General features: G+C 55.3%; 23 protein-coding genes and 1 tRNA gene. 10 read left to right on the plus strand and 14 right to left on the minus strand.

The features are described 5' to 3' along the window. Positions 1-81 precede the first annotated feature (81 nt). Together LA756_RS23520 and LA756_RS23525 are read left to right on the plus strand one after the other, a co-directional pair. Positions 82-1,269, plus strand: a complete 1,188-nt coding sequence (locus LA756_RS23520; RefSeq protein ID WP_224437169.1) for a TrkA family potassium uptake protein — start codon at positions 82-84, stop codon at positions 1,267-1,269. A gap of 4 nt (positions 1,270-1,273) precedes the next feature. Then, positions 1,274-1,771 (plus strand): GNAT family N-acetyltransferase, encoded by a 498-nt coding sequence (locus LA756_RS23525; RefSeq protein WP_224437170.1) that lies wholly within the window; start codon positions 1,274-1,276, stop codon positions 1,769-1,771. Here the strand turns inward: LA756_RS23525 and LA756_RS23530 are convergent. From LA756_RS23530 to LA756_RS23555, 6 genes are all read right to left on the minus strand, one after another. Continuing rightward, on the minus strand, positions 1,750-3,183 hold the full coding sequence (locus tag LA756_RS23530; RefSeq protein ID WP_224437171.1) for a pectate lyase: 1,434 nt from the start codon (positions 3,181-3,183) through the stop codon (positions 1,750-1,752). The genes LA756_RS23525 and LA756_RS23530 overlap by 22 nt on opposite strands. 91 nt (positions 3,184-3,274) lie before the next feature. Then, on the minus strand, positions 3,275-3,475 hold the full coding sequence (locus LA756_RS23535) for a hypothetical protein (RefSeq protein WP_224437172.1): 201 nt from the start codon (positions 3,473-3,475) through the stop codon (positions 3,275-3,277). Between the two features lie 198 nt (positions 3,476-3,673). Beyond that, complete coding sequence (locus LA756_RS23540) at positions 3,674-4,144, minus strand: VOC family protein (protein WP_224437173.1); 471 nt, start codon at positions 4,142-4,144, stop codon at positions 3,674-3,676. A gap of 53 nt (positions 4,145-4,197) precedes the next feature. Then, positions 4,198-4,671: a VOC family protein gene (locus LA756_RS23545; RefSeq protein ID WP_224437174.1), complete on the minus strand. Its 474-nt coding sequence runs from the start codon at positions 4,669-4,671 to the stop codon at positions 4,198-4,200. 94 nt (positions 4,672-4,765) lie between these two features. After that, entirely contained in the window at positions 4,766-5,857 is a 1,092-nt protein-coding gene (locus LA756_RS23550; protein WP_224437175.1) for a glycoside hydrolase, read from the minus strand. 2 nt (positions 5,858-5,859) lie between these two features. Next, entirely contained in the window at positions 5,860-6,069 is a 210-nt protein-coding gene (locus LA756_RS23555) for a MoaD/ThiS family protein (RefSeq protein WP_224437176.1), read from the minus strand. A 381-nt stretch (positions 6,070-6,450) separates the two neighbouring features. Between LA756_RS23555 and LA756_RS23560 the strand changes: the two genes are divergently transcribed. Then, positions 6,451-6,525: transfer RNA gene (locus tag LA756_RS23560), tRNA-Pro, on the plus strand. Positions 6,526-6,587: 62 nt separating this feature from the next. On the opposite strand, the gene map is transcribed toward LA756_RS23560, so the two are convergent. Then, positions 6,588-7,340 (minus strand): type I methionyl aminopeptidase, encoded by a 753-nt coding sequence (map, locus tag LA756_RS23565; RefSeq protein WP_224437177.1) that lies wholly within the window; start codon positions 7,338-7,340, stop codon positions 6,588-6,590. 198 nt (positions 7,341-7,538) lie between these two features. On the opposite strand from map, the gene LA756_RS23570 reads away from it, so the two are divergent. Further along, positions 7,539-8,054 carry a hypothetical protein gene (locus tag LA756_RS23570; RefSeq protein WP_224437178.1) on the plus strand — a complete coding sequence of 172 codons (516 nt, stop codon included), beginning with the start codon at positions 7,539-7,541 and terminating at the stop codon, positions 8,052-8,054. 64 nt (positions 8,055-8,118) lie between these two features. Here LA756_RS23570 and LA756_RS23575 read toward each other — a convergent pair whose 3' ends face one another. The 4 genes from LA756_RS23575 to LA756_RS23590 form a co-directional block, all read right to left on the minus strand. Then, positions 8,119-9,105 (minus strand): ParB/RepB/Spo0J family partition protein, encoded by a 987-nt coding sequence (locus LA756_RS23575; RefSeq protein ID WP_224437179.1) that lies wholly within the window; start codon positions 9,103-9,105, stop codon positions 8,119-8,121. Continuing rightward, on the minus strand, positions 9,098-9,844 hold the full coding sequence (locus LA756_RS23580) for a ParA family protein (RefSeq protein WP_224437180.1): 747 nt from the start codon (positions 9,842-9,844) through the stop codon (positions 9,098-9,100). The genes LA756_RS23575 and LA756_RS23580 overlap by 8 nt, the downstream gene beginning before the upstream one ends. Positions 9,845-10,039: 195 nt before the next feature. Beyond that, a complete protein-coding gene (locus tag LA756_RS23585) occupies positions 10,040-10,573 on the minus strand; it encodes a hypothetical protein (protein ID WP_224437181.1) in 534 nt (177 codons plus the stop codon). A gap of 87 nt (positions 10,574-10,660) precedes the next feature. After that, the gene (locus LA756_RS23590; protein ID WP_224437182.1) at positions 10,661-11,962 is read right to left on the minus strand and encodes a DUF1015 family protein; all 1,302 of its coding nucleotides are present in this window, start codon (positions 11,960-11,962) and stop codon (positions 10,661-10,663) included. Between the two features lie 162 nt (positions 11,963-12,124). On the opposite strand from LA756_RS23590, the gene LA756_RS23595 reads away from it, so the two are divergent. After that, the gene (locus LA756_RS23595) at positions 12,125-12,604 is read left to right on the plus strand and encodes a hypothetical protein (RefSeq protein WP_224437183.1); all 480 of its coding nucleotides are present in this window, start codon (positions 12,125-12,127) and stop codon (positions 12,602-12,604) included. Positions 12,605-12,684: 80 nt separating this feature from the next. Here LA756_RS23595 and ahcY read toward each other — a convergent pair whose 3' ends face one another. Both ahcY and LA756_RS23605 read right to left on the minus strand, forming a co-directional pair. Further along, the gene (ahcY, locus tag LA756_RS23600; protein WP_224437184.1) at positions 12,685-14,013 is read right to left on the minus strand and encodes an adenosylhomocysteinase; all 1,329 of its coding nucleotides are present in this window, start codon (positions 14,011-14,013) and stop codon (positions 12,685-12,687) included. 325 nt (positions 14,014-14,338) lie between these two features. Next, on the minus strand, positions 14,339-15,007 hold the full coding sequence (locus LA756_RS23605; RefSeq protein WP_224437185.1) for a phosphoribosylanthranilate isomerase: 669 nt from the start codon (positions 15,005-15,007) through the stop codon (positions 14,339-14,341). A 154-nt stretch (positions 15,008-15,161) separates the two neighbouring features. On the opposite strand from LA756_RS23605, the gene LA756_RS23610 reads away from it, so the two are divergent. The 5 genes from LA756_RS23610 to LA756_RS23630 all read left to right on the plus strand — a co-directional run bounded on the left by LA756_RS23610 (position 15,162) and on the right by LA756_RS23630 (position 21,077). Beyond that, positions 15,162-16,529, plus strand: coding sequence for a hypothetical protein (locus LA756_RS23610; protein WP_224437186.1), 1,368 nt, complete (start codon positions 15,162-15,164; stop codon positions 16,527-16,529). 152 nt (positions 16,530-16,681) lie between these two features. Then, positions 16,682-18,079, plus strand: coding sequence for an ExeA family protein (locus LA756_RS23615; RefSeq protein ID WP_224437187.1), 1,398 nt, complete (start codon positions 16,682-16,684; stop codon positions 18,077-18,079). Positions 18,080-18,088: 9 nt separating this feature from the next. Then, positions 18,089-19,525, plus strand: coding sequence for a hypothetical protein (locus LA756_RS23620; RefSeq protein WP_224437188.1), 1,437 nt, complete (start codon positions 18,089-18,091; stop codon positions 19,523-19,525). Positions 19,526-19,584: 59 nt separating this feature from the next. Beyond that, the gene (locus tag LA756_RS23625) at positions 19,585-20,529 is read left to right on the plus strand and encodes an SDR family oxidoreductase (protein WP_224437189.1); all 945 of its coding nucleotides are present in this window, start codon (positions 19,585-19,587) and stop codon (positions 20,527-20,529) included. Between the two features lie 107 nt (positions 20,530-20,636). After that, positions 20,637-21,077, plus strand: coding sequence for a hypothetical protein (locus LA756_RS23630; RefSeq protein WP_224437190.1), 441 nt, complete (start codon positions 20,637-20,639; stop codon positions 21,075-21,077). Between the two features lie 110 nt (positions 21,078-21,187). Here the strand turns inward: LA756_RS23630 and LA756_RS23635 are convergent, their stop codons facing one another. Then, positions 21,188-21,925 (minus strand): hypothetical protein, encoded by a 738-nt coding sequence (locus tag LA756_RS23635; RefSeq protein ID WP_224437191.1) that lies wholly within the window; start codon positions 21,923-21,925, stop codon positions 21,188-21,190. Positions 21,926-22,334: the final 409 nt, after the last annotated feature.

Consider the following 22,334-nt stretch of genomic DNA (forward strand, 5'->3'; position numbering starts at 1 on the left):
ATTCAAACGGCTGTTGGTAGACTCGCAGCGTAACAATGCCCCGAGGTACCGACAGGATCGTACGGAAAAGGTGGGGTAATTTTGGCCGAATCACGCTTGGCGGATGGGGTTCGGCGGCCAGGCGAATGCCCAGAATGTGAATTGGCAGAAGTGGTAACGCAGCAACTCGACCCCGATCATCCGCCTCCGAAACGTATCGAGCACCTCTCCGGTCCCATTCGTAAGATGGCCACCGGCGCTGCTTTGTTTGTGGCGATTTGCGTGGTGGCTGTCTTCGGCTACGTCGCCCATGGCTGGCGAATCGACGACGCCATCTACATGGTGATCATCACCATCTTCGGCGTCGGATATGGCGAAGTCCAACCGGTTGAGTCGCCGGCTCTGCGGGCGTTGACCATCATGGTCATCATCTCTGGCTATGGAGCGGTTATCTATACCATCGGCGGATTCATGCAGATGGTGGTCGACGGGGAACTACAAAAAGCATTAGGAGCACGTCGCATGTCGCTGGAAATTGATCGACTTGCAGGACACACCATCATTTGCGGCGTCGGTCGCATGGGATCGATTCTTGCCAGAGAACTCGCAACCGCCGCGAAACCGTTCGTTGTGATTGATACCGACGAACGTCGTCTTGCCGCGGCTCAGGAACTGGGTTACTTGTTCATCAACGGCGACGCCACCGACGAACATGTCTTGGAGCAAGCTGGCATTAAGAAGGCTTCCGTCCTGACGACAGTTCTTTCGGAAGATGCGACCAATGTATTTGTGGCGGTGACTGCTCGCGGAATGAATCCTGAGATCATGATCATTGCCCGAGGCGAGAATCCTAAAACCGAGAAAAAACTGATCGGTTGCGGGGCAGATAAAGTCGTTTTGCCGACGGCGATCGGAGCGAAGAAGCTCGCGCAGATGATCATTCGCCCTTCCGCTGAAAATATGCTCGACCAAGTGACCACCCATGGTGATATGAACGATGAGCTTGGCCAGATTGGTCTCCGTTTCGACGAGCTTATCGTTGCCGATGGTTCAACGCTGGTCGACAAGACGATCAGTAGTATCGAGCTACGCAGCAATCATGGTTTTCTGATTGTCGGTTTGCGGCGAAGCGATGGTTCCAATGTTCTGAACCCGCCTGCGGATACGAAGTTGTCTTCCGGAGATGTGGTGATCGTGTTGGGGCACTCCAACGACATTCCTCAATTGGCGGAACGTTTCTGTGCTACGCAAGGGAAAGTGACGTACCGCGGCGTCACCGTCGATTCGTAATTTCATGGCAATCCAAATGGAAGTGCGACGTACCGACCCCGTAGAGTATCATCAGCTTTGGCAACTGTTCCACGAGACGATTCACCAGGTCAATTCGGCGGATTACTCACAAGAACAACTCAACGCGTGGTCGCCAGAAGAGTATCAGTCGCTACCTTGGGAAACACGGATGCGAAAGATCGATCCGATCGTTGCCGTGGTTGATGGAACGATCGTTGGGTTTAGCGATTTACAAACTGACGGCCTGATCGATATGTTCTACGTGCATCATCAATGGCAGCGACAAGGGGTCGGGCGTTTGCTGATGGACGAAATCAATCGCCTGGCATTTCAATTAACTCTTCACACGCTGCATTCATATGTCAGCATCACCGCCATGCCATTCTTCGAGAGGCACGGCTTTTCCGTTGTCAGAGCTCAACAGGTTGAAGTGCGTGGGCTTCGGTTGCAAAATTTCCTAATGCAAAAGCAATTGGTCGATCAGTCGTTGCCGCGAAGATAGGAACTCATGCGTTCCAAATTACGCGAGAATGTTTCGCTGGAAATGTACTGATCTCCTGGGCGGAAGCGTTGATCGCCGACGAGCTTTTCATCGGTGAATGTGGTGATCCAGCGACCTTGGTCGTCTAGCGTATTCAACATCTCACGAATTTGATCTGGGGTAACCTTTCGAGGGGATGCCTTCGCATTCGGGCTACTGACCAGCTTGCGATATCGATCCTTAATTCGCTCCAGTTTGGCACTCGTCTTCCAACCGTAGTGATCCGGCAGATTCTTGTCGTCGTAGGTCAGAAAGTAGTCCTTCCCGTTGCGGTTCATGTACAGCGGGCGGTTCGATTCCAATTCGTAATAACGGGCCAGTTGTCCATCCGGTAGCAATGAAGACTCCAGGTACTTTACCCCTTTCGGAATCGGTTCTAGGTACTTCTTGTCCCGCGTGATGCTATAGATAGTTAGCAGCGTTTCCATCGCGTCTTGTGATTCGCGGCCAGAGATCGCCGCAGGCTCGAAGCGACGTGCCCAGATGGGATGCATTTCGTAGCTGTACTGCTGAGCCCAAGCAGGCTGTGGGCTCGGCATTTGAGCAAGGATCAAAAAGTCGCCCAGCTTCGCGAGCGACTTCAAATAACGCTCGTCCTCGTAGGTCTCGTACGCCTCGACAAGCATTGCGGTCACACTGCTGGCCAGGTCGTCGTTCAAGGTATACATGTCCCAATAGTTTTTAATGCGTCCTTCGGTTTTCCAGTCGTACTTGGGGAAACTCGCTTTCTGGATTGGCAGCGAAGAATCGACAGGACCAGTCCAGACTTGAGGAAACGCACCATTGGCAAACTGAGCCGCCAACAAAGCATCCAACGCGGTCGTTGCAGCTTCGTGGATCTCTTGGTTTTGAAAGTCGTACGCTTTGTCCAAGCGGATTAGGAAACGGATCGCTGATTGTGTTTGATCGTCGTCAAGAGAAGAGTTGTTTTTGCCTTTTCCCTTTCCATTTCGATATTGGGCAACGCGTTGTCCTTTCGGATCGAAGTCGATCGAGTTTGTCCAGCCACCAGACTGAAGTTGCCCGTACAGCAACGCTTCGCCTGCTTCGTTCGCCGCTTCGAGATAAAATCCGTCGGCCGTCGCATGATAGGCATCGAGATAGGCCATTCCCACGGTTGGAGTCCCTGGGGGTTGCACCCAAACTTGGTCCTTCGAGGCGACTCCTTCTCCGAATCGCTGTGTCAGATCGGGGCTGTAGAAATAGACATACCCACCATGGACGGCGACTTGATGACGATAGTAATGAGCCGCCTTCTTCATCGCGTGCAACACATCGGTTGCCGACGGGGTGTCATCCGCTGCGTGCATGGACGAATCGAAAGTTGCAAGCAAAAGGGTCAGCGCAATGGCTACGCGATATAGGGTAGGCATGAGGAGTCTCGAGCGAGCGGGTAAGGAAGAGTCGTTGCGACTCAAATATACCTTCCCCGGCATCGCGAAGAAAGCTTTTCACCGGTGCCGATCAAACCGTTCCGGCACGCAGCCAAGGGCCGCCGCAGATGACAATCAGCAAGATCCATCCCGCGATTTGTAGCATGATTCTGGGGGTAGGCTCAGAGTTGCCGACCACTCGGCCATCGTCCGACAAGCGAAACATGCGATCGCAGTATTCTGGCCAGAAAATCACCGACAGCGGTAGCAAGAGAAATAGGGCCTGCGACACGACGGCCTCCACGCTCATCGTTGTTAAAAAGTGAACGATGAGTGACAACCCCGCGATAACGACTGCTCCCGCGCGTCCTCGATCCCAGGCAATCAACGATATCCTTTCCATGGCGAAACAAAATGACCTCAAGCGTATATCTTGAGGTCATTCGTTTTCGATAGTCAAATCTTGGAGGTAATTCGCCGGAATTGGCGTCTAGGCTTTCTCCATCGACTTGACCGCTTCTTCCAACTCCTCTCGGCTGACGGTTCGCTGCGGTGTCGCGAATGACCAGGTGTGGCCGAACGGATCGACGACGCATCCATAGCGATCGCCCCAGAACATATCCGTGGCCGGCATGCGAACCGTGGCTCCTGCCGATTCCGCTTGGGCCATCGCTGCATCGCAGTCTGGGACTTGACGATGAATCGTCACCGAGGATCCGCCGAGCGTCTTCGGCGACTGCGACTTCCCATCGCAGTATTCCGGGAAGTCATCGACCAGGTAAATGCTCGCGTCGCCGATCTTCATCTCGGCATGCATGATGCGCTTGCCATCCTCAGCTGGCAAGCGAAATGTTTCCTTCGCACCAAACGCTTTTTCGTAAAATGCGATTGCGTCGGAGCATGGATCGCAAACGAGGTGCGGAATGAGTTCGGGGCGGATTTCTGGCAATGGATTGTTCATGAGATTGCTTTCTAGAAGTGGTGATAAAAGAAGTCAGACAATCGACGCATCGGCTAAGCGTCGTTGTAGGCCGTTTGCAGGGCATCGATGTCGAGCTTCTGCATTTGCATCATGGCCGCCATAACCATCTGGGCTTTCCCCTGGTCGGGATCGGTCATCATTTTCATCAAACGCGTCGGAACGACTTGCCACGAGACGCCGAACTTGTCCTTGAGCCAGCCGCAGTAAGACTTCTCGCCACCGGCCGAAAGCTTCTCCCAGTAGTGGTCCACTTCTTCGGCGGTCTCGCAGCTAATCATGTGCGAGATCGATTCGTTGAAAGAGATCGGAGGGCGACCGTTCAAAGCAACGAACTTTTGACCGCTTAGTTCAAATTCGATCACCATGACGGCGTCGTCTTCGCCTGGCCCGACTTCGCCGTAACGTGTGGTCGTCAAGATTCGCGAATCGTCAAAGATCGAAAGGTAGAAGTTGACTGCCTCTTCGGCCTGGTCTTGATACCAGAGGCAGGGGGTGATGCGTTGCATGGTTTGATAACTCCCAAGTGACGATGATTGTCTGTTTGGAAAGTAGTCGAGCCAGGCCGCGCGAATTCGACATGCGGTCAAAAATTATTTCAAATCAAAGGACAGCTACCTTTACGCAATTGATCGGTGGAAGCGAATCGAAAAGGCATGTCCATTCGTCGCCGCTATCGTGTCCCATCCAAAGCTGCCCTGTCGTGGTGCCGAAGTAGACCGCCGGATCGGTCACGGTATCGGTTGTCATCGCATCACGCAAAACCGTGAAGTAGCCATCCTTCTTGGGTAGGCCTTTGGAGAGCTTCTTCCACTTCTTGCCGCCATTGGTGCTTCGCCAAACGGCTGGTTGTCCTTCCGGGCAAGTTCGCGTCATCGCTTCCAGCGGTACCACGTAAATCGTGTCGGGGTTGTGCGGATGGACGACCATGGGAAAGCCAAAGTCGGACGGCAGCCCTTCCGCGATCGAGTACCACGAATGCCCTGCATCGTCACTTCGTAGCACCCCAATGCCAGGGCGTTCCGGCCATCCGCCATGGTTCTGCATGTACAGCCGATTGGGGGCATCGGGATGCCGGGCAATCTTATGAACGCATTGGCCAAACTCTGGATAAGGATTGGGATCGAAGCCCGCGCCGACGCCGTTATTGGCCGCTTGAAACGTTTGGCCGCCATCTTCGCTCAGGTAATGTCCGCCGGTCGAAATGCCGAGGTGAATTCGACTGCCATCTCTTACGATCGTGTGCAGGCAAAGCCCACCCGCTCCGGGATGCCAATCCTTGGAATGCTCGTGATTGCTGATGCCGGAGATCATCTCCCACGAGTTGCCGTTATCCTCACTCCGAAACAGGGCCGCCGGTTCAACGCCTGCCCAAAGCTCTTCGCTATCGCTGCCGGGCTCCAGGGACCAAATGTTTGCTAGGGCTCGGCCATCCTTTTCTGGAAACGCGGGAGCCGACTTGGTCTCCTTAAATTTCTTTCCTAAGTCGGTCGAAGTCAGCAGCTTCATCCCGAACCAGGCATTGCAACTGGAAGCATACAAACGGGGCGACTTGCGCGTGTCGATCAAAGCCGAGTAGACCGACACGCCCGAACCGAATGGTCCCCGTAGCTGGAACCGCCCGCGAGACTTGCTGGCCTCAGCGACGAACAAACCTTTCTTCGTTCCAATACACACAACAACGCGATCGGCCATAATTAGCCTCCTGAAACGGCGGTCATAATGAATAGAGAATCTTCCGGCTTTAGCGGCGTTCCAAGTCCGTCGCGGCGATGAATAAGCGACTCGTTCACAAACAAATTGATATGTTTGCGGACCGCTCCCGTTTCGTCGCAGATGTTGCGATACAGCTGCGGCTGTTCGGTTTTTAATGCGGTTAGCACCTCGTGTACGGAAGTTGCGGACACCCCCAACTCGGAGCATCCATCGCATTCATGTCGCAGGGCGTATGGAACGTGGACGGAAATGGACATCATGAAAGCCCATGGAAAAAAAGCCAGAGAAAAGAGGGCTCGGTACGGAGCATCCCCTGAAACGTAGTCGAACGGAAAAGCAGGGATTCGACCTAAGCCAGGAAAAAAGTTTAGAGGACGCGAGACCTCTGAGAAACGATTTTTCGCCGCTGCAAATCGAGAAATCAAGGGAATTTGGGCCGATTCAACGACTGCCAACAATTCTATAAAACGTCGTGCGAACCTTCCCGGAGAAAATGTGACTAGAATTATGTCCAAAACAGGGCGGTACCCGCATTGTCAACTCTTGGTAGTGCCGGTATTATCATAAGTCCTCGGGGTGTAGCGCAGTCTGGCTAGCGCATCTGCTTTGGGAGCAGAGGGTCGTAGGTTCGAATCCTATCACCCCGACTAGAAAAGCCTTCCGCAATTCAAACGTTGCGGAAGGCTTTTTTTATGCCTGGATTCGGCTGCTAGCATGCGGAGAGGGTCGCCACGATTGGGGCCCCGTGCGTGACGATCACCGTGTGCTCGAACTGTGCCGTCAGATTTTCGGGATGACCTACCAGTGTCCAGCCGTCACTTGCTTCGCTGAGGAAGGTATTTCGAGTCGAAAGGAAGGGTTCGATGGCGATGACTTGTCCCAACTGGAGTCGCCGTTTGTCGAACCGATTATAGTAGCCGTAGATACCTTCCGGCTCTTCGTGCAGACTCCGGCCGATGCCATGTCCGGCGAGATTCTTAATCGTCTTAAATCCATGGGCTTTCGCCGTTCGCTCGATGGCGATGCCAATTCGATTGATCGGAGCATCCGCCGTCGCTTCAGCGATCGCACTTTCAAGGGCCAGCTGTGTGGCACGGCAAAGCCTCTCTCGCAGACGAGCAACCGGAGGAACAACGATCGTTCCGGCCGTGTCTGCGAAGTAGCCATCCAGCTCAGCCGAGACATCCACGTTCACGATATCGCCGGGGCGAATTACGCGACTTCCTGGAATTCCATGGGCAGCTTCCTCGTTGACGCTAATGCAAGTTGCTCCCGGAAAGTTATACGTAATTCGCGGAGCCGATTGGGCACCACGGCTCTCCAGCAACTCGGCTCCGATGTTGTCCAACTCTGCCGTCGTCATCCCAGGTTCTATGGCATCGAGCATCGCTTCACGGACAAATGCAACCGCCTGGCCGGCACGTATAACGCCATCAATATCATGCTGACTCTCGACGGTCATCGGCTTCCCTCTATGGAATTGTAAGATCGAATTCGGTTGAATTCCACGATCGTACCGCAGCTGTCCCTGCCGCCAATAGTTTCTCGAGGTAAATCGTCATTCAAAACGAACATCGGTTTTTCCTTGCAGGTCATCGCCTGCCGGATGAGAATGCTGGCCAAGTTACTCTACTTTGGTGCGTATTTTCGGAGCCGTGGCATGGATTATCCTCCTCAGGTTCAGTCATTGATCGATGCGGTTTCAGCTCTGCCGGGAATCGCTGGTTGCTTTTGTGGTCCGGTACCGCTGGAAGGAACCGAGGTCGACCATCTCTCGCTACCGGGCGAATTTGGTGACCTGCCGCAAGTCGCCATCATGAGAACCGATGGCGGTCGTCCACGCGAAGTGATGGTGCGGATCGAGGTCGTTTTCGATCGAACATCTGACGGTTGGCTAAGTCTCGAGTTTCTCGCTTGGTGGGTCCGCGATTGGGCACGGAGCGGTCATCAGATCCAAATGCGTCCCACGGCAATGCCACCCAAGGCTCATACCATTCAGTTAGGCCGGATGCTCAAGTTCTTTATCGAGTACTTCCTCGAGGAGGAAAGCGACACCTACGACAATACGCTGTCGGTTGTGGAGGAGATGGCCGAGTCGATCCGCTCGTCCTTGGAAACCTATCGAGAGTGTTTTGAGAACTCGGCCGAGTTCACCGGCGACGTCGAGAATATCTAGCCGCGCAAAGAAACAGGGAGCACGTTGGCTCCCTGTTATTCAATTTTTGATAACGCGATTCGAGCTACGCTGCTCGCCGTTCTTCCTCTGCTTCAGCCAAGAGGTACTCGTTGAGGCGGTCAAACTCATCCGCGTTCTTAAAGTGGATGACAATCTTGCCGCCCTTGGTCGATTGCTTGATGTCGACCTTGGTGCCAAGCGCCATTCGCAGGTCTTCTTCCAGCGAAACGACTTGCTGCGACTTCGTGCGGGAACCCTTCTTCGCAGGAGCAGATGCGGGAGCAGGCTCTTCGCCGTTCAGGAAATCTTGCACGGCTTGTTCGGTCGCGCGAACGCTCCAGCCTTCCTTGGCAATCCGGCTGGCGAATTCGCTTTGGATCTGTTCGTCACCCAGTGGCAGTAGCGCGCGGGCATGGCCTTGCGAGATCTCGCCGGTATGGATGGCAGACTTCACCGCATCAGGAAGATCAAGCAGACGAACCAGGTTGGCGATCGTGCTGCGATCGACATTGATTCGATCAGCCAGCTCGCTTTGTGTGGCACTGTGCTGTTCCAGGTAACGCTGGAAGCTGATCGCTTTTTCCAGGGGGTTAAGATCCTGACGCTGCAGGTTCTCGACAATCGCCAACTCTGCGACCAGGCGATCGTCCGCTTCTCGCACGAGTGCCGGGATGCTTTCCCATCCGGCGATCCCGGCGGCACGCAAACGTCGCTCGCCGCTGATCAGTTGGAAGCGATCACCAATTTGACGAACGACAATTGGCTGAAGGATGTCGTGTTGCTTCAGGCTCTCAGCCAGCGAGGCGATCTCTGCGTCGTCGAAGTTGTGCCGTGGTTGGAACGGGTTCCGGTCGATCAACTCGAGCGAGATCCGCGAGGCGTCCTTCTTTTCGGAGGCTTCTTCGGTGAAGTCCGATTCGGCCAGGCGAGGACGGAACGGAACCGTTTCGGCTGCATCCCCTTCTTCTCGCAATTCTACTTCTGCTGCTTCGTCGGTGGGGTCTCCGAGCAATGCCGCCAGGCCACGTCCCAATCGCTTTTGTCTAGTCACGATCCAAAACCTCCATGCACAATTCCATATGAGCGCGTGCCCCGCGACTGCGAGGTGCGTGGGTGATTACCGATTGCCCGAAGCTAGGTGCTTCGGAAACCCAGTGATCCCGCGGGACCACCGTATCGAAAACGATGTCGCCGAAAAACTCGCGGACTTCCTGTTCGACTTCATGGGTCAGTTCCAAGGTCGGGTCGTACATCGTAAGTACGATCCCGCCGAATTCCAGCTTCCCCGGTGGCCGCCGCATGACGTCGCGGATGACTTTGATCATCTGCGTCAAACCTTCCATGGCGAAGTACTCGGCCTGGATCGGCATGAGGACTTCCGTAGAAGCGGCAAGCGCGGTCTGCGTGATCGCTCCGACCGAAGGAGGGCAGTCGATCAGGACATAGTCGAATTGGTTCATGCCTGACTCGAGGTGATGGGTTAGCACCGTTGAGGTCGATTTCTCGCCCCCAGCCAAACGTTCCACGTCCTCGAAGCTGCGACTGCCTGGCACTAAGAACAAGTTCTCGGTGTGGGTCGTCAGAATAGATTCACTCAGCGGCTGATCCGAAATGAGCGGATGCCGCTGGGTTGGCTTCTGGCCGACGCCCGTGGTCGCATTACATTGAGGGTCCAAGTCGACTAGCAACGTGCGCATCTCGGCCATGGCCAACCCGGCGGCCAGGTTGATGGCCGTGGTGGTCTTGCCGACGCCTCCCTTTTGGTTGGCGATGCACAGGATGCGAGCCATGATGCCTCAATGCAGTTGCGTGTCGAAAATCCGTTTTCGAGGTGAGGATTTTAGACACGAACGCAAAAACGAGGAAACGGCACTTTGGCTTCTGAGGGCCCTGTTTCACGTGAAACAGTTTTCGTGACCCTCACTGTTTCACGTGAAACACCTATTTTCACATCAAAAGTGCCATTACTCCAGTTGGGCGAAAGCCTACTCTGCTGAGTGTTTCACCATGGCGGCGAGTCCACAGACGATCGAAACGGCCACCATGACCAGCATCAGTTGGGTCATGGAGAGAGTTCGAGGCAGCGGAAGTGCCGCTTCTTCCACCCCACGCAGCCTCTGGACATGAACCCAGTTCTGCCATGCCATCCAGTACCAGGCATACGCCATCAGCAGCGAGCCTAACAGAATGAGAGGGGCCCACAGCCAGACGAAGAGCAGGAAAACCTGAATCAACGACAACGCAAACGTCACCAGAAAGAATAGGAACTGATACAGTCCTGAAACCATGGCTCCGGTTTGGCTTCCCTGAAACGTTCCTTGCCACTGAGCGACTGCCAGAAGGACAATCAGAAACAGGAATGGAATCGAGCCGGCAATCAAGCAACTCTCCTGAGACAGTGCGAATAGACTCCACAACGAAACGATCACTAACGTCAGTGTCGCCGTGTGAATTCGAGTTGCGATCTGCAGAGCTCTTGGGGCATTGATCAAACGATCTTCTTTCGAGCCTGGTTTCACGTGAAACGCCCTAGATGCTTCAGTTGGCAAAGTTGAACCGAGCAGAGGACTCCCCGCAGTTTGCTCTGTTTCACGTGAAACGGTGCGTTACGAGAATGGGTGAATGACCAATCCGCAGGCAGGCTTGGGGTGAGTTTCGACTTCTCGATCGAACCCAATGCCGCGGTTCAGCATGTCTTGATATTGGGACATCGTCACAGGGCGGAGCAGGGCGGCGATGGGAATCTGCTGCTCCGAATCACTTTTCAGGAGCGAGACCAGAAGGTCGACCGACCGGACGTAGGTTTCCTTCGCGTCGGCTGTTTCCATCAACTCGGTCAGGATCAGCCACTCCCAGAGGTTGCTGTCCAGTTCTCGCCAGGCGTCGTCTCGTTCTGGGGTAACTTCTTCCATCCGCAGTTGGCCATCGGCGGTCAGCTTCAGGCAGACCCATGTCTTGTCGGCGGCACAGTAGATACCGATATGACCCAGTTCGCCGCTCGTCTGAAGGTCTTCCCAGAGACCGTTCGCCGCTTCCGGATCTTGGCCGATCACCTCGCAGTCGAAGTATTCACCCATACGTTCGATTAACTGAGCACTTGTCAGTGAAGGAACATTGTGGGCTAACGGGAAGCTCAAGGGGACCTCGAAGCCTGGCTCGGCCATTTCAAAGAACGCCGTCAGAACGAAGTTAGCCGGATGCTTTGGCGGAAGGTCCTCTTGCTGGGCAAGTTCGTATCGGTGCAGCGAAGCCGCGGTGAACGCGTTGGGGTCGGCATGATACAAAGGTACGTGGGCCATCTTCTCTCGTAGCGTACCGATCAGATTATGATCGGTGACCGGCCACAGCTTGTGGGTGATGCCTGACTGGTCTTTGGCAACCAGCGGAGTGGCTGTGGCGATGTGATATTCCAGGGCCTGCTGGGTGGCGATGTTTGGCTCGGCATAAAGACATGTCTGCGGGCAGACGTCGGCATGGATCGCTCGGCGGCGGTCGAGACTGGCCGACATGGCTTGATCCGACGCAACGGAGAAAGCCTCGTACTGTTCTTGGTTGATTTCGCCGACCCTTAGCCCGGCAATAAAACCTCGCCGAGTGACCGGTTGTCCTTGCCAGGTGAATTCCTGGTGATAGACATAAACGGCCGGGTCTGGCTCTCGCTGTAAAACCCCTTGCCGGTGCCAATCGGTGAGGTACCGCTTGGCCCTCGTCAGCCGATTGTTCAGCTCGTCATCCCCTGGTTCTTCCCGATTGGTCAGGACTCGAACGATGTTGGCCGGATGCCGTTTGTACAACGTGTCGATCTCTTCCGACGTCAGTTCGCTTGCCGGAGATGCGATGACATCTGCCAACGATCCAATATGACCTAGGTCGTAACGTAATCCGTGAAGGGCGCGAATTTCAGGCATGGAGTCTATTTGAAAGAGTGAGGGTTTCACGTGAAACAGATTACTCACTGTAACCGGAAAAGGTTAGACTGTCGGCCCGTGGCAGAAATTCAAGCGATGAAATCGACCCGTGTTTCGATTGGTGGCGTTCACTAGGGCATGGCTCACCCCAGGGAGAATCGATTGCAAATTCCGGACGAGAATCCGTTTCAATCGCCTGCCGACGAGAAAAGTCGTGAGAATCGGCCGGAGGTACCCCAGTCCGTGTTCATGGGAGCGGTCGTCTTGCTGACGGTTTGTAACGTGGCTCTGGGATTATTGGCCCCGGGATTTGCCATCGGGCTAGGGCTGCTGGTTACCATTCCTGGGCTGGTCAACGGATATGCCAGTATGCAGCGTCAGATGCGGTTCGAAGAGACGGATGCCGCCGAGCAGTGGTACCGGATCTTGCTCGGCTTCGTGCAGTTGGTTCCCCTCGGCATCGGAGCCGCCATCGCAATGACGATTGTCGGGAGCCTTTTTGCCGGATTGATCGATGCTTCGTCGCGGCATGATACGGCGATCGACGAAGCACTGGGGGGCTTCTTCTCCGGATCGGCCGCTGGGCTGCTTGTCTATTATGGCGGACTGATTGCCATGATTCGCTGGAAGGCGAAGAACTAGATTTGCACGAAAAAAGGACTCGCCGCGGGGGCGAGTCCTTTTGCTGTTTTCCAATTTGGCCGCGATCGGCTCCGCTTCGATTAGTAGCGGTAGTGATCTGGCTTGAATGGGCCATCGACTGGAATGCCGATGTAGTCGGCTTGGGCTTGGGTCATCTTCGTCATCTTGACGCCCAGCTTGTCCAAGTGGAGTCGAGCCACTTCTTCGTCCAGCGACTTTGGCAGAACGTGAACGCCCAGTGGGTACTTTTCAGCATTCTTCCACAGTTCGAGCTGTGCCAACACCTGGTTGGTGAACGAAGCAGACATGACGAACGATGGGTGACCGGTCGCACAGCCCAGGTTCACCAGGCGGCCTTCGGCGAGGATCAAAATGCTGTGACCATCTGGGAAGGTATAGCGATCGACTGGGCCGCCTTCTTGCGAGCTCGGCTTGATCGATTCCTTGGCGACGTCCTTACGACCGTTGAGCCAAGCCATGTCGATTTCGAGGTCGAAGTGACCGATGTTGCACACGATGGCGTCATTCTTCATGCGCTCCATGTGCTCGCCGGTGATGATGTCGCGGTTACCGGTCGTGGTCACGAAGATATCGGCACGGTCAACGCAATCTTCGATCGTGCAGACTTCGTAACCTTCCATGGCCGCTTGCAGGGCGTTGATCGGGTCGATTTCGGTGACAATCACGCGAGCACCAAAGCCACGCATCGACTGGGCACAGCCCTTACCGACGTCCCCATAACCGGCGACGACAACCACTTTACCCGCGACCATAACGTCGGTGGCACGCTTGATACCGTCGGCCAGCGATTCGCGGCAGCCGTACAAGTTGTCGAACTTGCTCTTGGTGACCGAGTCGTTGACGTTGATGGCTGGGGTCTTAAGTTCGCCCTTCTGGTGCATCTGGTACAAGCGGTGAACGCCTGTGGTGGTTTCTTCGGAGAGACCCTTGATGCCGTCCAGCAGTTCCGGGAACTTGTCGTGAACCATCGCGGTCAGGTCACCACCGTCGTCCAGGATCAAGTTGAGTGGTTCGCCGCTTGGGAAGAAGATGGTCTGCTCGATGCACCAATCGAATTCTTCTTCGGTCATGCCCTTCCACGCGTAAACCGGGATACCGGCTTCGGCCATTGCGGCGGCAGCGTGATCTTGGGTCGAGAAGATGTTACAGCTGCTCCAGGTGACTTCGGCACCCAGTTCGACCAACGTTTCAATCAGCACAGCCGTTTGAATGGTCATGTGAAGACAGCCGGCGATGCGTGCACCTGCCAACGGTTTCTCGTCGCGGTACTTCTCACGCAGAGCCATCAAGCCCGGCATTTCAACTTCGGCCAGTTTGATTTCCTGACGTCCACGCTTCGCGAGGGAGATGTCCTTGACCTTGTACGGAAGCTTTTCGACCTGGGACACTGTGGATACCACCTTGTATTGGAAGGAACCGGGGAGTGAGTCGTTCGCCGAAGGCCTCTCCATCAGGCCGCAGCAGACTCGCGAATATGCACAAAAAAAGTGCCGAAACTTAAACCGATATGATACGTTGCAAGCACTCTTTAGCAAACCCGGGATGAGGGGGTCAGGCTAACGCGAAATTCGAGGTTACACCTGAGAAATCTGCGGGAAAACCCGAGGCTTTCACTTGGTGACATACTCGCGGCGGCCAGCGGTTGCCCGTACTCGCCGCAACTCAAGGGATAGCCCGGGTTTGTAATGCCGAAAGATCTTCGGCGAGATGGGGCTATTTGACGTCCGCGAATGCCTTCCGCGCGGCCGAAACAAACGCTTCGACTTTGGCGATATCTTTGATGCCCGGCTGGCCGTCCACTTCTACGCCCCCGGCAACATCCACCGCCGAAGGCTGAACTGCATGAATCGCGTCGGCCACGTTCTCCGGCGTGAGACCCCCAGCTAGCACCAGATGGGCCAGGTGAGGCATCGTTCGCCAGGTAGCGGCTAGTTCCCAATCGGAAAGTTGCCCGGTGCCGCCGTACGATCCTTCGACCGCCGCATCCATCAGCGACGCGTGCGGATGGAATCCTTCCGGAGGCGTATCCCACCGAACAAGCGTTCCGCGACTGGCCGCCAATATGGGTACGCTTGTCCTTATATATAGGTCACGTGCGAAATCGACCGATTCATCCCCATGCAGTTGGATCCAGCTTAGGCCAACTTGATCGTGGACTGCTTCGATCTCATCCAGCGAAGCGTTGACGAACAGCCCCACAATCTGAACTTCGCCACGGACAGTGTTGGCAATCTTTCGAGCCATGGGTAAACGGACGAAGCGTTTGCTCAATGGGTAGAAGTTGAGACCGATCGCATCAGCGCCGCTATGGGCGACCGCGATCGCATTCTCAAAGTCGTTCAATCCGCAGATCTTGATTTGGAAGATGTCCGGAACAGGCATGATCCGTCGAGTCCGTATATTCGTTAACCGTTACGCCAAACGGAATATTCCGCCCCGCGATACCGATCCTAGTGTTGTAATACGTTGTTGTCAGGAGGACACGCGTCTCTCCTTCTCTATTAGTTTACCGAATCGTTTGCTCAGGGTGACCCGTTTGGTTTCGCTGTCTCAACCGAGTTACACCCCGCCCCGATCGAAGCAGGGACGCTTTCAAGTCTGGTACCGCTCGGCGGTCGTGATGTTGGCGGTCTTGATCGTGGGGCTACCCTGGTGCCGGACCGGCAAGTCTGGCTACGTCGCCGATGGTACGGCTACCATCGTCAGTGACTCGCAGGAGTCGGAAGCCCATGCCCATCTTCAACCGCTGGTCGAAGAGATTCTGCAAGCAACGACGACCGACAAACAGTTAACCGCTTACCTGGCCGACGATATTAAACTGCAAAACGAACTGGGCACTTCCGTTCCTCAGCGGGCGTTGGAAATGTTGCGTCGCCGCTTGACCGTCACGCCCAATCGCGTTGGTGGAAAGATCTCGCTTCAACTCAGTTTCTACGGAGACTCTCGGGATAGTAGTTCGCAGTTGCTGCAAAGAATTTTGCACGACTTCAAAACCGAGTTTCAAACCTGGCAGCAAGAGAAGATCGAAGGGATCGAAGCAACCTACGTCGATCAACTGCGAAGTACCAAACAGCAGTTGGCCGATTTGGATGCCCAGTTATACGCCCTCAAATCGAAGGGGCCTGCCGAACCAAGAAAGCTGCAGCCGATTGTCCCGCAGCGGAAACGAAACCCCAAGTGGGTCGCCGCTTCGCAGGAACTAGCCACAAGTCAGGCCACGCTGCGTACCTTGTTGGAAACCCGAACTCCGAAGCACCCCGTGGTTGTCGATCAGCACCGCAAGGTTCAACTGGCCGAAGAGCAACTGGCTTCCCTTCCGGAATATGAAAAGGAAACACCACCGCCGACACTGGAGCCAACCTCTCCGGAAGAGGATCGTCAAAATCAAATCGCAGCGCTTCAGCAGCAGCGACAAGAAGCGGAGTCCGTTCTCGCGAATATTCAAGTTCGACAAGAAGATGCTGAAAAAGCGTTGGGATTCATCCACGGAATCACGATGACGATTCCGGCCGATGTTCATGTTGCCGCGCTGGGTGGCGTTTGGCGATCGACGGCGCTGCTGGTACTCGGCGGCTGGGCGATCTTTGCCGGGCTGATTGCCTATCAATTGGCCTCCGGCGCAGCGAGCCCTCGCATGATTCATACCGTCAGTAAGTTGTCTGCCGCATCGCCAATTCCGGTAACTGCCTCAGTCACCGTGGGTGGTGATTGGGATGAGTCACCTCAGCGAGGCTGGAATTGGGGTGCTGCTTCTTACTTGTTATCACGAGCGGCCGAACTGGCAATCGTGAGCCTGATCGGGCTGATCGTGCTAGCAGTTTTGACCCAACCACAGTTTAGTCAGCAGCTAATGGAAGACCCCTTAGGGGCGGTCCGCGAACTGCTGCGTAGTTTTGCCCCGTAACCGTTACGACTCAACAATCGACCTTCGTGCCCCTCCGTTTGGAGAAACTAGGGGCAAAATGCCGATGCAAAGAAAGGCCGCATTGTTTCGTGAGATGCTCGACCAACCGCATGGATGCGGAAATCATACCCTTCCCCGGGACACGGATGACCATGTACGAAGAATTCTTTGGATTAACCCATCGCCCTTTCCCCAGTGTCCCCTCGCTCGTTGGCTATGTGGAATCGGATACCCATACCGAAGCAGTCGAGACTCTTTTGCGATGTGTTCGCCGCGATGAAGGAATCGGCACTCTGATCTCGCCCCCAGGCCTCGGCAAGTCGACCGTTGCATTGCGTCTGGAAGCAGAGTTGGAAGATCAGTTCGAAGTCGTTCGTCTTAATAGCGGCCACTGCGGTTCGCGTCGCGCTTTGCTGCAAGCGATTGCGTACGCGTTGGATCTCCCTTGCCGTGGTTTGGAAGAAGGGGAACTGCGAATCCAGTTCGCAGAATATGTCGAACGAATCGATAGCCGCCGAAAACTGGGAATCGTCATCCTGGTCGACGAGGCGGATCTGCTGCCGATTCGTTTGCTGGAAGAACTGCGACTGCTGACCAACTTCGCAGGCCAATCACGGTCGCGTGTTTCGATCGTGCTGCTGGGAGGCATGGGACTGGAAGAACGATTGGCGAGCCCTTACCTGACGTCGTTCAATCAGCGTATTGGTGCTCGTGCCTATCTCCAGGGACTGTCGACTTCCGAAGTCTCGACCTACGTTCGACAACAGCTCAAGCAGGCAGGCGTTCGCCGCGGGTTGTTCGACGACACGGCGATCGAAACGATTGCCCAACGTAGCCAAGGCGTCCCGCGGATCGTCAATCAAATCTGCGATCATGCTTTGCTGCTGGCGGCCCTGGGAGATCAAACCGGGATCGACGCCGACGGAATCGAAGAGGCCTGGGCCGATCTGCAGCGACTGCCAGCCCCAAAACGCCAGCTGCGAAAAGATTCTGCCCACTCGACGGACAACTTGATCGAGTTCGGCAGCTTGGAAGACGACACCTTGGAACCTGTCGCCGATTTCCCCAAAGTGGTCCGCTTCCATGAAGAAGTCGCCGAGCTCGACGAAGAAGAGTTCAGCCCTGAAGCGATCGAAGAACCGGAAGTCGAACTGACGTTCCAGAACGCGACAAACCCTTTCGAGGAAAAGTTCGAGAAGGAAGAGATCGTGCTCGATCGGTTCGCTTCGTTGGGCGACCAGGAATTCTCTGGCTTCCGCCGTGTCGTCAGTCCACGCAATTCCGAGATCGCGGCGTTCCTGGTCGGTTCGGACGATAACCCATCGGAAGTTGACGTCGTACAGCCTGAGTACGCGTCCGCCGAAGGAATGATTGTCACGCGAGACTTCTCGACCGATTCGACCAGCTTCTCGCATTTGGACGATCGCGACATCATTGTGATCGAGCAGCCCAAAGAGAAGCCTGCTCAGCCGGAGCATCCGAAGATGCCAGCCCCGCGTCGTCGTACTTATCGTCAACTGTTCTCTCAATTGCGACGCGAACACGCGTAAGCGGCAAACATGGCTCGATTCCTGAAAGCACTGCAAGGCCTGCAATCTCAGGAACCGGAGGCGTCCCCCAGCCAAGGGAGCACGCCCGGTTCTGTCGAGAAGTCGCCTGCGGTCCCGATCGAGCCCGTTCAAGCGAAGGAGCCGACTGCCGCCGCGGCTCCTTCGCACCCGGTCACGCAAACTTTGGTAATGCCCGAGGCCGAACCACAGTCGCAGTCGCCTAAGAAAGCAGAGCCGGTTCATGCGGAACGTTCGCCGGAAGCGACGCCGAAACCCGAACCGGCCGCACCACAGCCATCGCCGGAACAAACGGAGCTGATCCGCAAGCTCACTCAGCAGCTGGCCGTCGTGGTTCGACAACGTGATGCCGTTGCCCAGGAAGTCAAACAGGTCAAGCAGCAGCTCGAATCTCATGACAAGCGTCACGAAGAAGAAATCGTCCAGCTTCGGCACACGCTCGAGTCGCATCAGCATTCGTCGCAATCGATCGAGTCAGAACTGAAGACCATCCAGTCCGAACTTCGCGGGCAACTCAAACTGCAAGAAGAGGTGTTCGCGAAAAAGCTGGACGAGTTTGAAAAGCGCGTCCAAGCCCAAGCTGCCCCGCCCGCTCCGGTAGTGATCGAAGTTCCCGCTTCTGCTCCGCCGGAAAAGCCAACACCTCCACAGCCAGCAGCTCCGAAAACTAAGACCGCGAAACCAGAGCCCGCGAAGCCTGTCGCTCCGAAACTAACTGCCGCAGCGGCGCGTGCGGAAAACGCTGGCGTCTTCAAGCCGCAGTTGCGACCGCCGACGATCGAGAAACCGATTCCCAACATCGATCCCCTCCGCCAGGCAGTCTCGGCCCTCGATCAGCCCCGAGTTCAAGACGAGTTCGCTCAGCTGGCCGAATCGATGATTGGCAATCAGGAGGATGCCTGTCAGGTCTTCTTTCTGGGGACCTGCGTTCCCGATCGCAGCTCCGCGTCGCTCGTTTTGCATTTGGCGGCGTGGCTAAGTCAGCAGTCGTGTCGAGTCTTCGTAATCGACGGGGCACTACGAGCGAAGACGTTGTCCGATCAACTTGGGCTGCGGCATCATGCGGGCTTGTTCGAGACCGTTCGCCGCGAAACCTATCCGCAAGATGGTACCTATCACGATCAAGAATCAGGCGTCGCGTTTACGCCAGCGGGCAAGTCATCGTTCATGCTGACCGGCGGCGAGCAAGATTCGACTTCGCTCCGAGATCAGCTCCGAGAGATTTTGAAGTCGTACGACATCGTGCTCATCTCCGGCGAAGGTCCTGATATTTCCGCATCGTGGCTGCTCGCTCAGGTCGCCCAGCGTACCTATTTGCAGGCCAACCTCGGGCAGGTTTCGCGGGAAGACATTCAGGCCGCCGTCGACTGTTACCGCCAACTCGGGATCGAACCGGCCGGGCTCATTGCCGCCAACGTCTTGAAATAAGTGCTATACTTGGCTGCTTAACTCTGCCCCCGCGCGTCCCCTCACCCAGTCGAAGTGCCATGGCCAAATACCTTGTTACCGGTGGTGCCGGTTTTATCGGTTCTCATATCGTCGACGGCTTACTCGCTCGCGGCGACGAAGTGGTCATCTACGATAACCTCAGCACCGGCAGTCGCACCAACATCGCGCAGCACGAAAACGCAACGTTCGTCGAAGGGTGCATCACCCAAGCCGAGCAGCTTGCGGCCGCGCTGGATGGGGTCGAGTATGTATTCCATGAAGCCGCATTGGCCTCCGTTCCCCTCAGTGTCGAACGCCCGCTCGATACCAATTTGCACTGCGTCACGGGAACACTCAACGTGTTGAACGAGGCCCGCAAAGCTGGCGTGAAACGCGTGGTATACGCCGCCTCGAGCAGTGCCTACGGCGATCAACCATTCCTCGCCAAACGCGAAACCGATCTACCGGCTCCGCTTTCCCCCTATGCCGTGGCAAAGCTGGCCGGAGAGTATTACTGCCAGGCCTTCTATCACACGTACGGTTTGGAAACGGTTGGCCTGCGATACTTCAACGTCTTTGGCCCGCGACAAGATCCTGACAGCCCTTACTCGGCGGTCATTCCGATTTTCCTGACGCTTCTGCTCGATGGCAAGCAGCCGGTCGTTTACGGCGACGGTCAGCAGTCGCGTGATTTCACCTACGTGAAGAACATCGTCAACGCCAACCTGGCTGCGATGTCTGCCGATGGCGTCGCCGGAAAGGTGATCAACGTTGCCAACGGTAAAAGCACGTCGCTGCTGACGCTGTTGAAACTGCTGAACGAATACCTCGGTACCGACATCCAAGCCAAACACGACCCACCCCGCGCTGGCGACGTTCGCGACAGCATGGCCGACAACACATTGGCCACGCAGCTGCTCAACTACGAAATCGAAATCGACTTCGACGAAGGCCTCCAGCGTTCGATCCAATACTACCGCGAACTGGCCATGCAACGCGCGTAGTCATTGCAACGCTCTAATAGCGGTAGTGTGCGTCTCGACGCACCAGTAATTGGAATTAATTCGGATCCCATGTTTATGTCCAAGCGGGTATAAATTGGGGCAAATGCATGAGTCACGATATCGATGCGGTTGTTGTTGCCGGAGATGTCGACATTGAGCGTGCCCGGGAGTTTGAGGTACTTGAATTTTCTTGTGCCTCTGGCTTTACGCTTATCGCGTTAGGTTCCAACTATGTCGATGCTTGGGCCGATCGCCTCGGAATTCATGGTGTCGTTGCTGACGAGCCCCTTCTGAACTTTTCTGTCGTGCATCATATCGTACACGAGATTGCTCGGGATACTCCGTTTGCAATCCTGCAGACCGATTACTTTGGTGGCCAAGGGTATCAAGTTGCCGCCGTCTATCAAGGAAACAAAATGCTTATGGCGCCTGAGCGCGCCTCAATTGGACCTATTAACAAGGCACTGAAGTTACTTGGTGTCGTATGCGCTGTAGGTAAAGACGAGTTTGAGTCACTCGGATTGGAACGCTACCGAAGATGGGATTAGGAATCGCTAAACCTTTTGACCATCGCAACACACCACGGCACGCATAGCGTTTCCACGCAGTTGCCAATGGCCGAGTTCTACCCCCAACCCATGGTGCGTCGAGACGCACCCTACGGCCATTGTTCCAGGCGTTCGATCGCGTGGTCGTGTAATTCTTGCATGTATTGTCGACCGATATAATCGTCTCGAAGGGCATCAATCTTCTGGCGGCGAAACTCTTTGGGGCCGCTCCCCTTTGCCCATGCATTCATCATCGTGGCAGCGCTCGCTTGAATCGGTTCAAAGAACTGGCCTTTAGCATATGTCGTAGAAGGGTGAAGCGCCTGATCGCTCATCCAATCTTGCAACATTCGGCAAATACGTTCCGCCTCTTCGAGGTCGTCATGATGTATGGCTAGGCGTTGGAGCTGGTGATGGGCCCGGGCATCAATGATGGAACTATTCGAGTGGTCAAGAATTGCCTGAAGTTCGTTTTTTGCTGACTCAGGATGCTTTCGATCCAATCGTCCAGCGATGCGGAATCGAACGTCGAACCATAGATCGCTGTTCGGGTTTGCAGCCTTTTTCGTTTGCTGCAGCCACCACATTTCAAGTTCTGGATTCGGTTCCATTTCGGTCCCTGGTGTGCCGTTTTGCCATAAATTGGCAATGCGGTACATTGCTTCGGCAACGTCAGGATGTTCGGTGTTGTCAGCTATCAACGATCGATAGTGACGAATCTTTTGGGCACGGCTCGACTCATCAGGTCGCTGCGCCTCGATCTCGGATAGTCGATCGTGGAACTCGTCGGCACAACAATCCAACGCCCAACAAAACATGGCCAAAAAGCAGAGCAGAAATCGAAGCACGTGTGATCTCCAAGGCAGATTGCCGACCGTCTGGATCTCGCTAGTCAACTCGAAAAGGGCTTCTCATTTTCTAGCATCGAAAAGAAATCGGTGCAAAGAATTGGAATTGCACGCCGCTGAAGATGGCGAATTCAAACGAGCCAAACCGCGTCAACAAAACGTAGGGTGCGTCTCGACGCACCAAGAACTGTCGAGCCGTCCGTCCAGCGCAACTTATGCTGCGTCGAGACGCACCCTACGGCCTATCATTTGGGTAGCCCATGGTTGCTTGCAACCTGGGGAGGCGAAGCCGAATGGAGGTCTTTTCGATGAGTCGACCGCACGGCACATATCTGCTTGCTGCGTTCCGCGGTTTGCAAGCAAATCGGACTACCCTAGATAAGAAATCTCGCGTACCAATGTCCGAAGA

Source organism: Bremerella sp. TYQ1 (genome assembly GCF_020150455.1).
In the GTDB taxonomy this organism is placed as follows: Bacteria; Planctomycetota; Planctomycetia; order Pirellulales; family Pirellulaceae; genus Bremerella; species Bremerella volcania_A.

Bases quoted from the DNA above. Each gene is read 5' to 3' on its own strand.
- LA756_RS23545 (WP_224437174.1), bottom strand. From the start codon at position 4,671: ATGCAACGCATCACCCCCTGCCTCTGGTATCAAGACCAGGCCGAAGAG.
- LA756_RS23525 (WP_224437170.1), top strand. From the start codon at position 1,274: ATGGCAATCCAAATGGAAGTGCGACGTACCGACCCCGTAGAGTATCAT.
- LA756_RS23590 (WP_224437182.1), bottom strand. From the start codon at position 11,962: ATGCCTGAAATTCGCGCCCTTCACGGATTACGTTACGACCTAGGTCAT.
- LA756_RS23620 (WP_224437188.1), top strand. From the start codon at position 18,089: ATGGCTCGATTCCTGAAAGCACTGCAAGGCCTGCAATCTCAGGAACCG.
- LA756_RS23550 (WP_224437175.1), bottom strand. From the start codon at position 5,857: ATGGCCGATCGCGTTGTTGTGTGTATTGGAACGAAGAAAGGTTTGTTC.
- LA756_RS23625 (WP_224437189.1), top strand. From the start codon at position 19,585: ATGGCCAAATACCTTGTTACCGGTGGTGCCGGTTTTATCGGTTCTCAT.
- LA756_RS23630 (WP_224437190.1), top strand. From the start codon at position 20,637: ATGAGTCACGATATCGATGCGGTTGTTGTTGCCGGAGATGTCGACATT.
- LA756_RS23530 (WP_224437171.1), bottom strand. From the start codon at position 3,183: ATGCCTACCCTATATCGCGTAGCCATTGCGCTGACCCTTTTGCTTGCA.
- LA756_RS23570 (WP_224437178.1), top strand. From the start codon at position 7,539: ATGGATTATCCTCCTCAGGTTCAGTCATTGATCGATGCGGTTTCAGCT.
- LA756_RS23605 (WP_224437185.1), bottom strand. From the start codon at position 15,007: ATGCCTGTTCCGGACATCTTCCAAATCAAGATCTGCGGATTGAACGAC.
- LA756_RS23580 (WP_224437180.1), bottom strand. From the start codon at position 9,844: ATGGCTCGCATCCTGTGCATCGCCAACCAAAAGGGAGGCGTCGGCAAG.
- map (WP_224437177.1), bottom strand. From the start codon at position 7,340: ATGACCGTCGAGAGTCAGCATGATATTGATGGCGTTATACGTGCCGGC.
- LA756_RS23615 (WP_224437187.1), top strand. From the start codon at position 16,682: ATGTACGAAGAATTCTTTGGATTAACCCATCGCCCTTTCCCCAGTGTC.
- LA756_RS23540 (WP_224437173.1), bottom strand. From the start codon at position 4,144: ATGAACAATCCATTGCCAGAAATCCGCCCCGAACTCATTCCGCACCTC.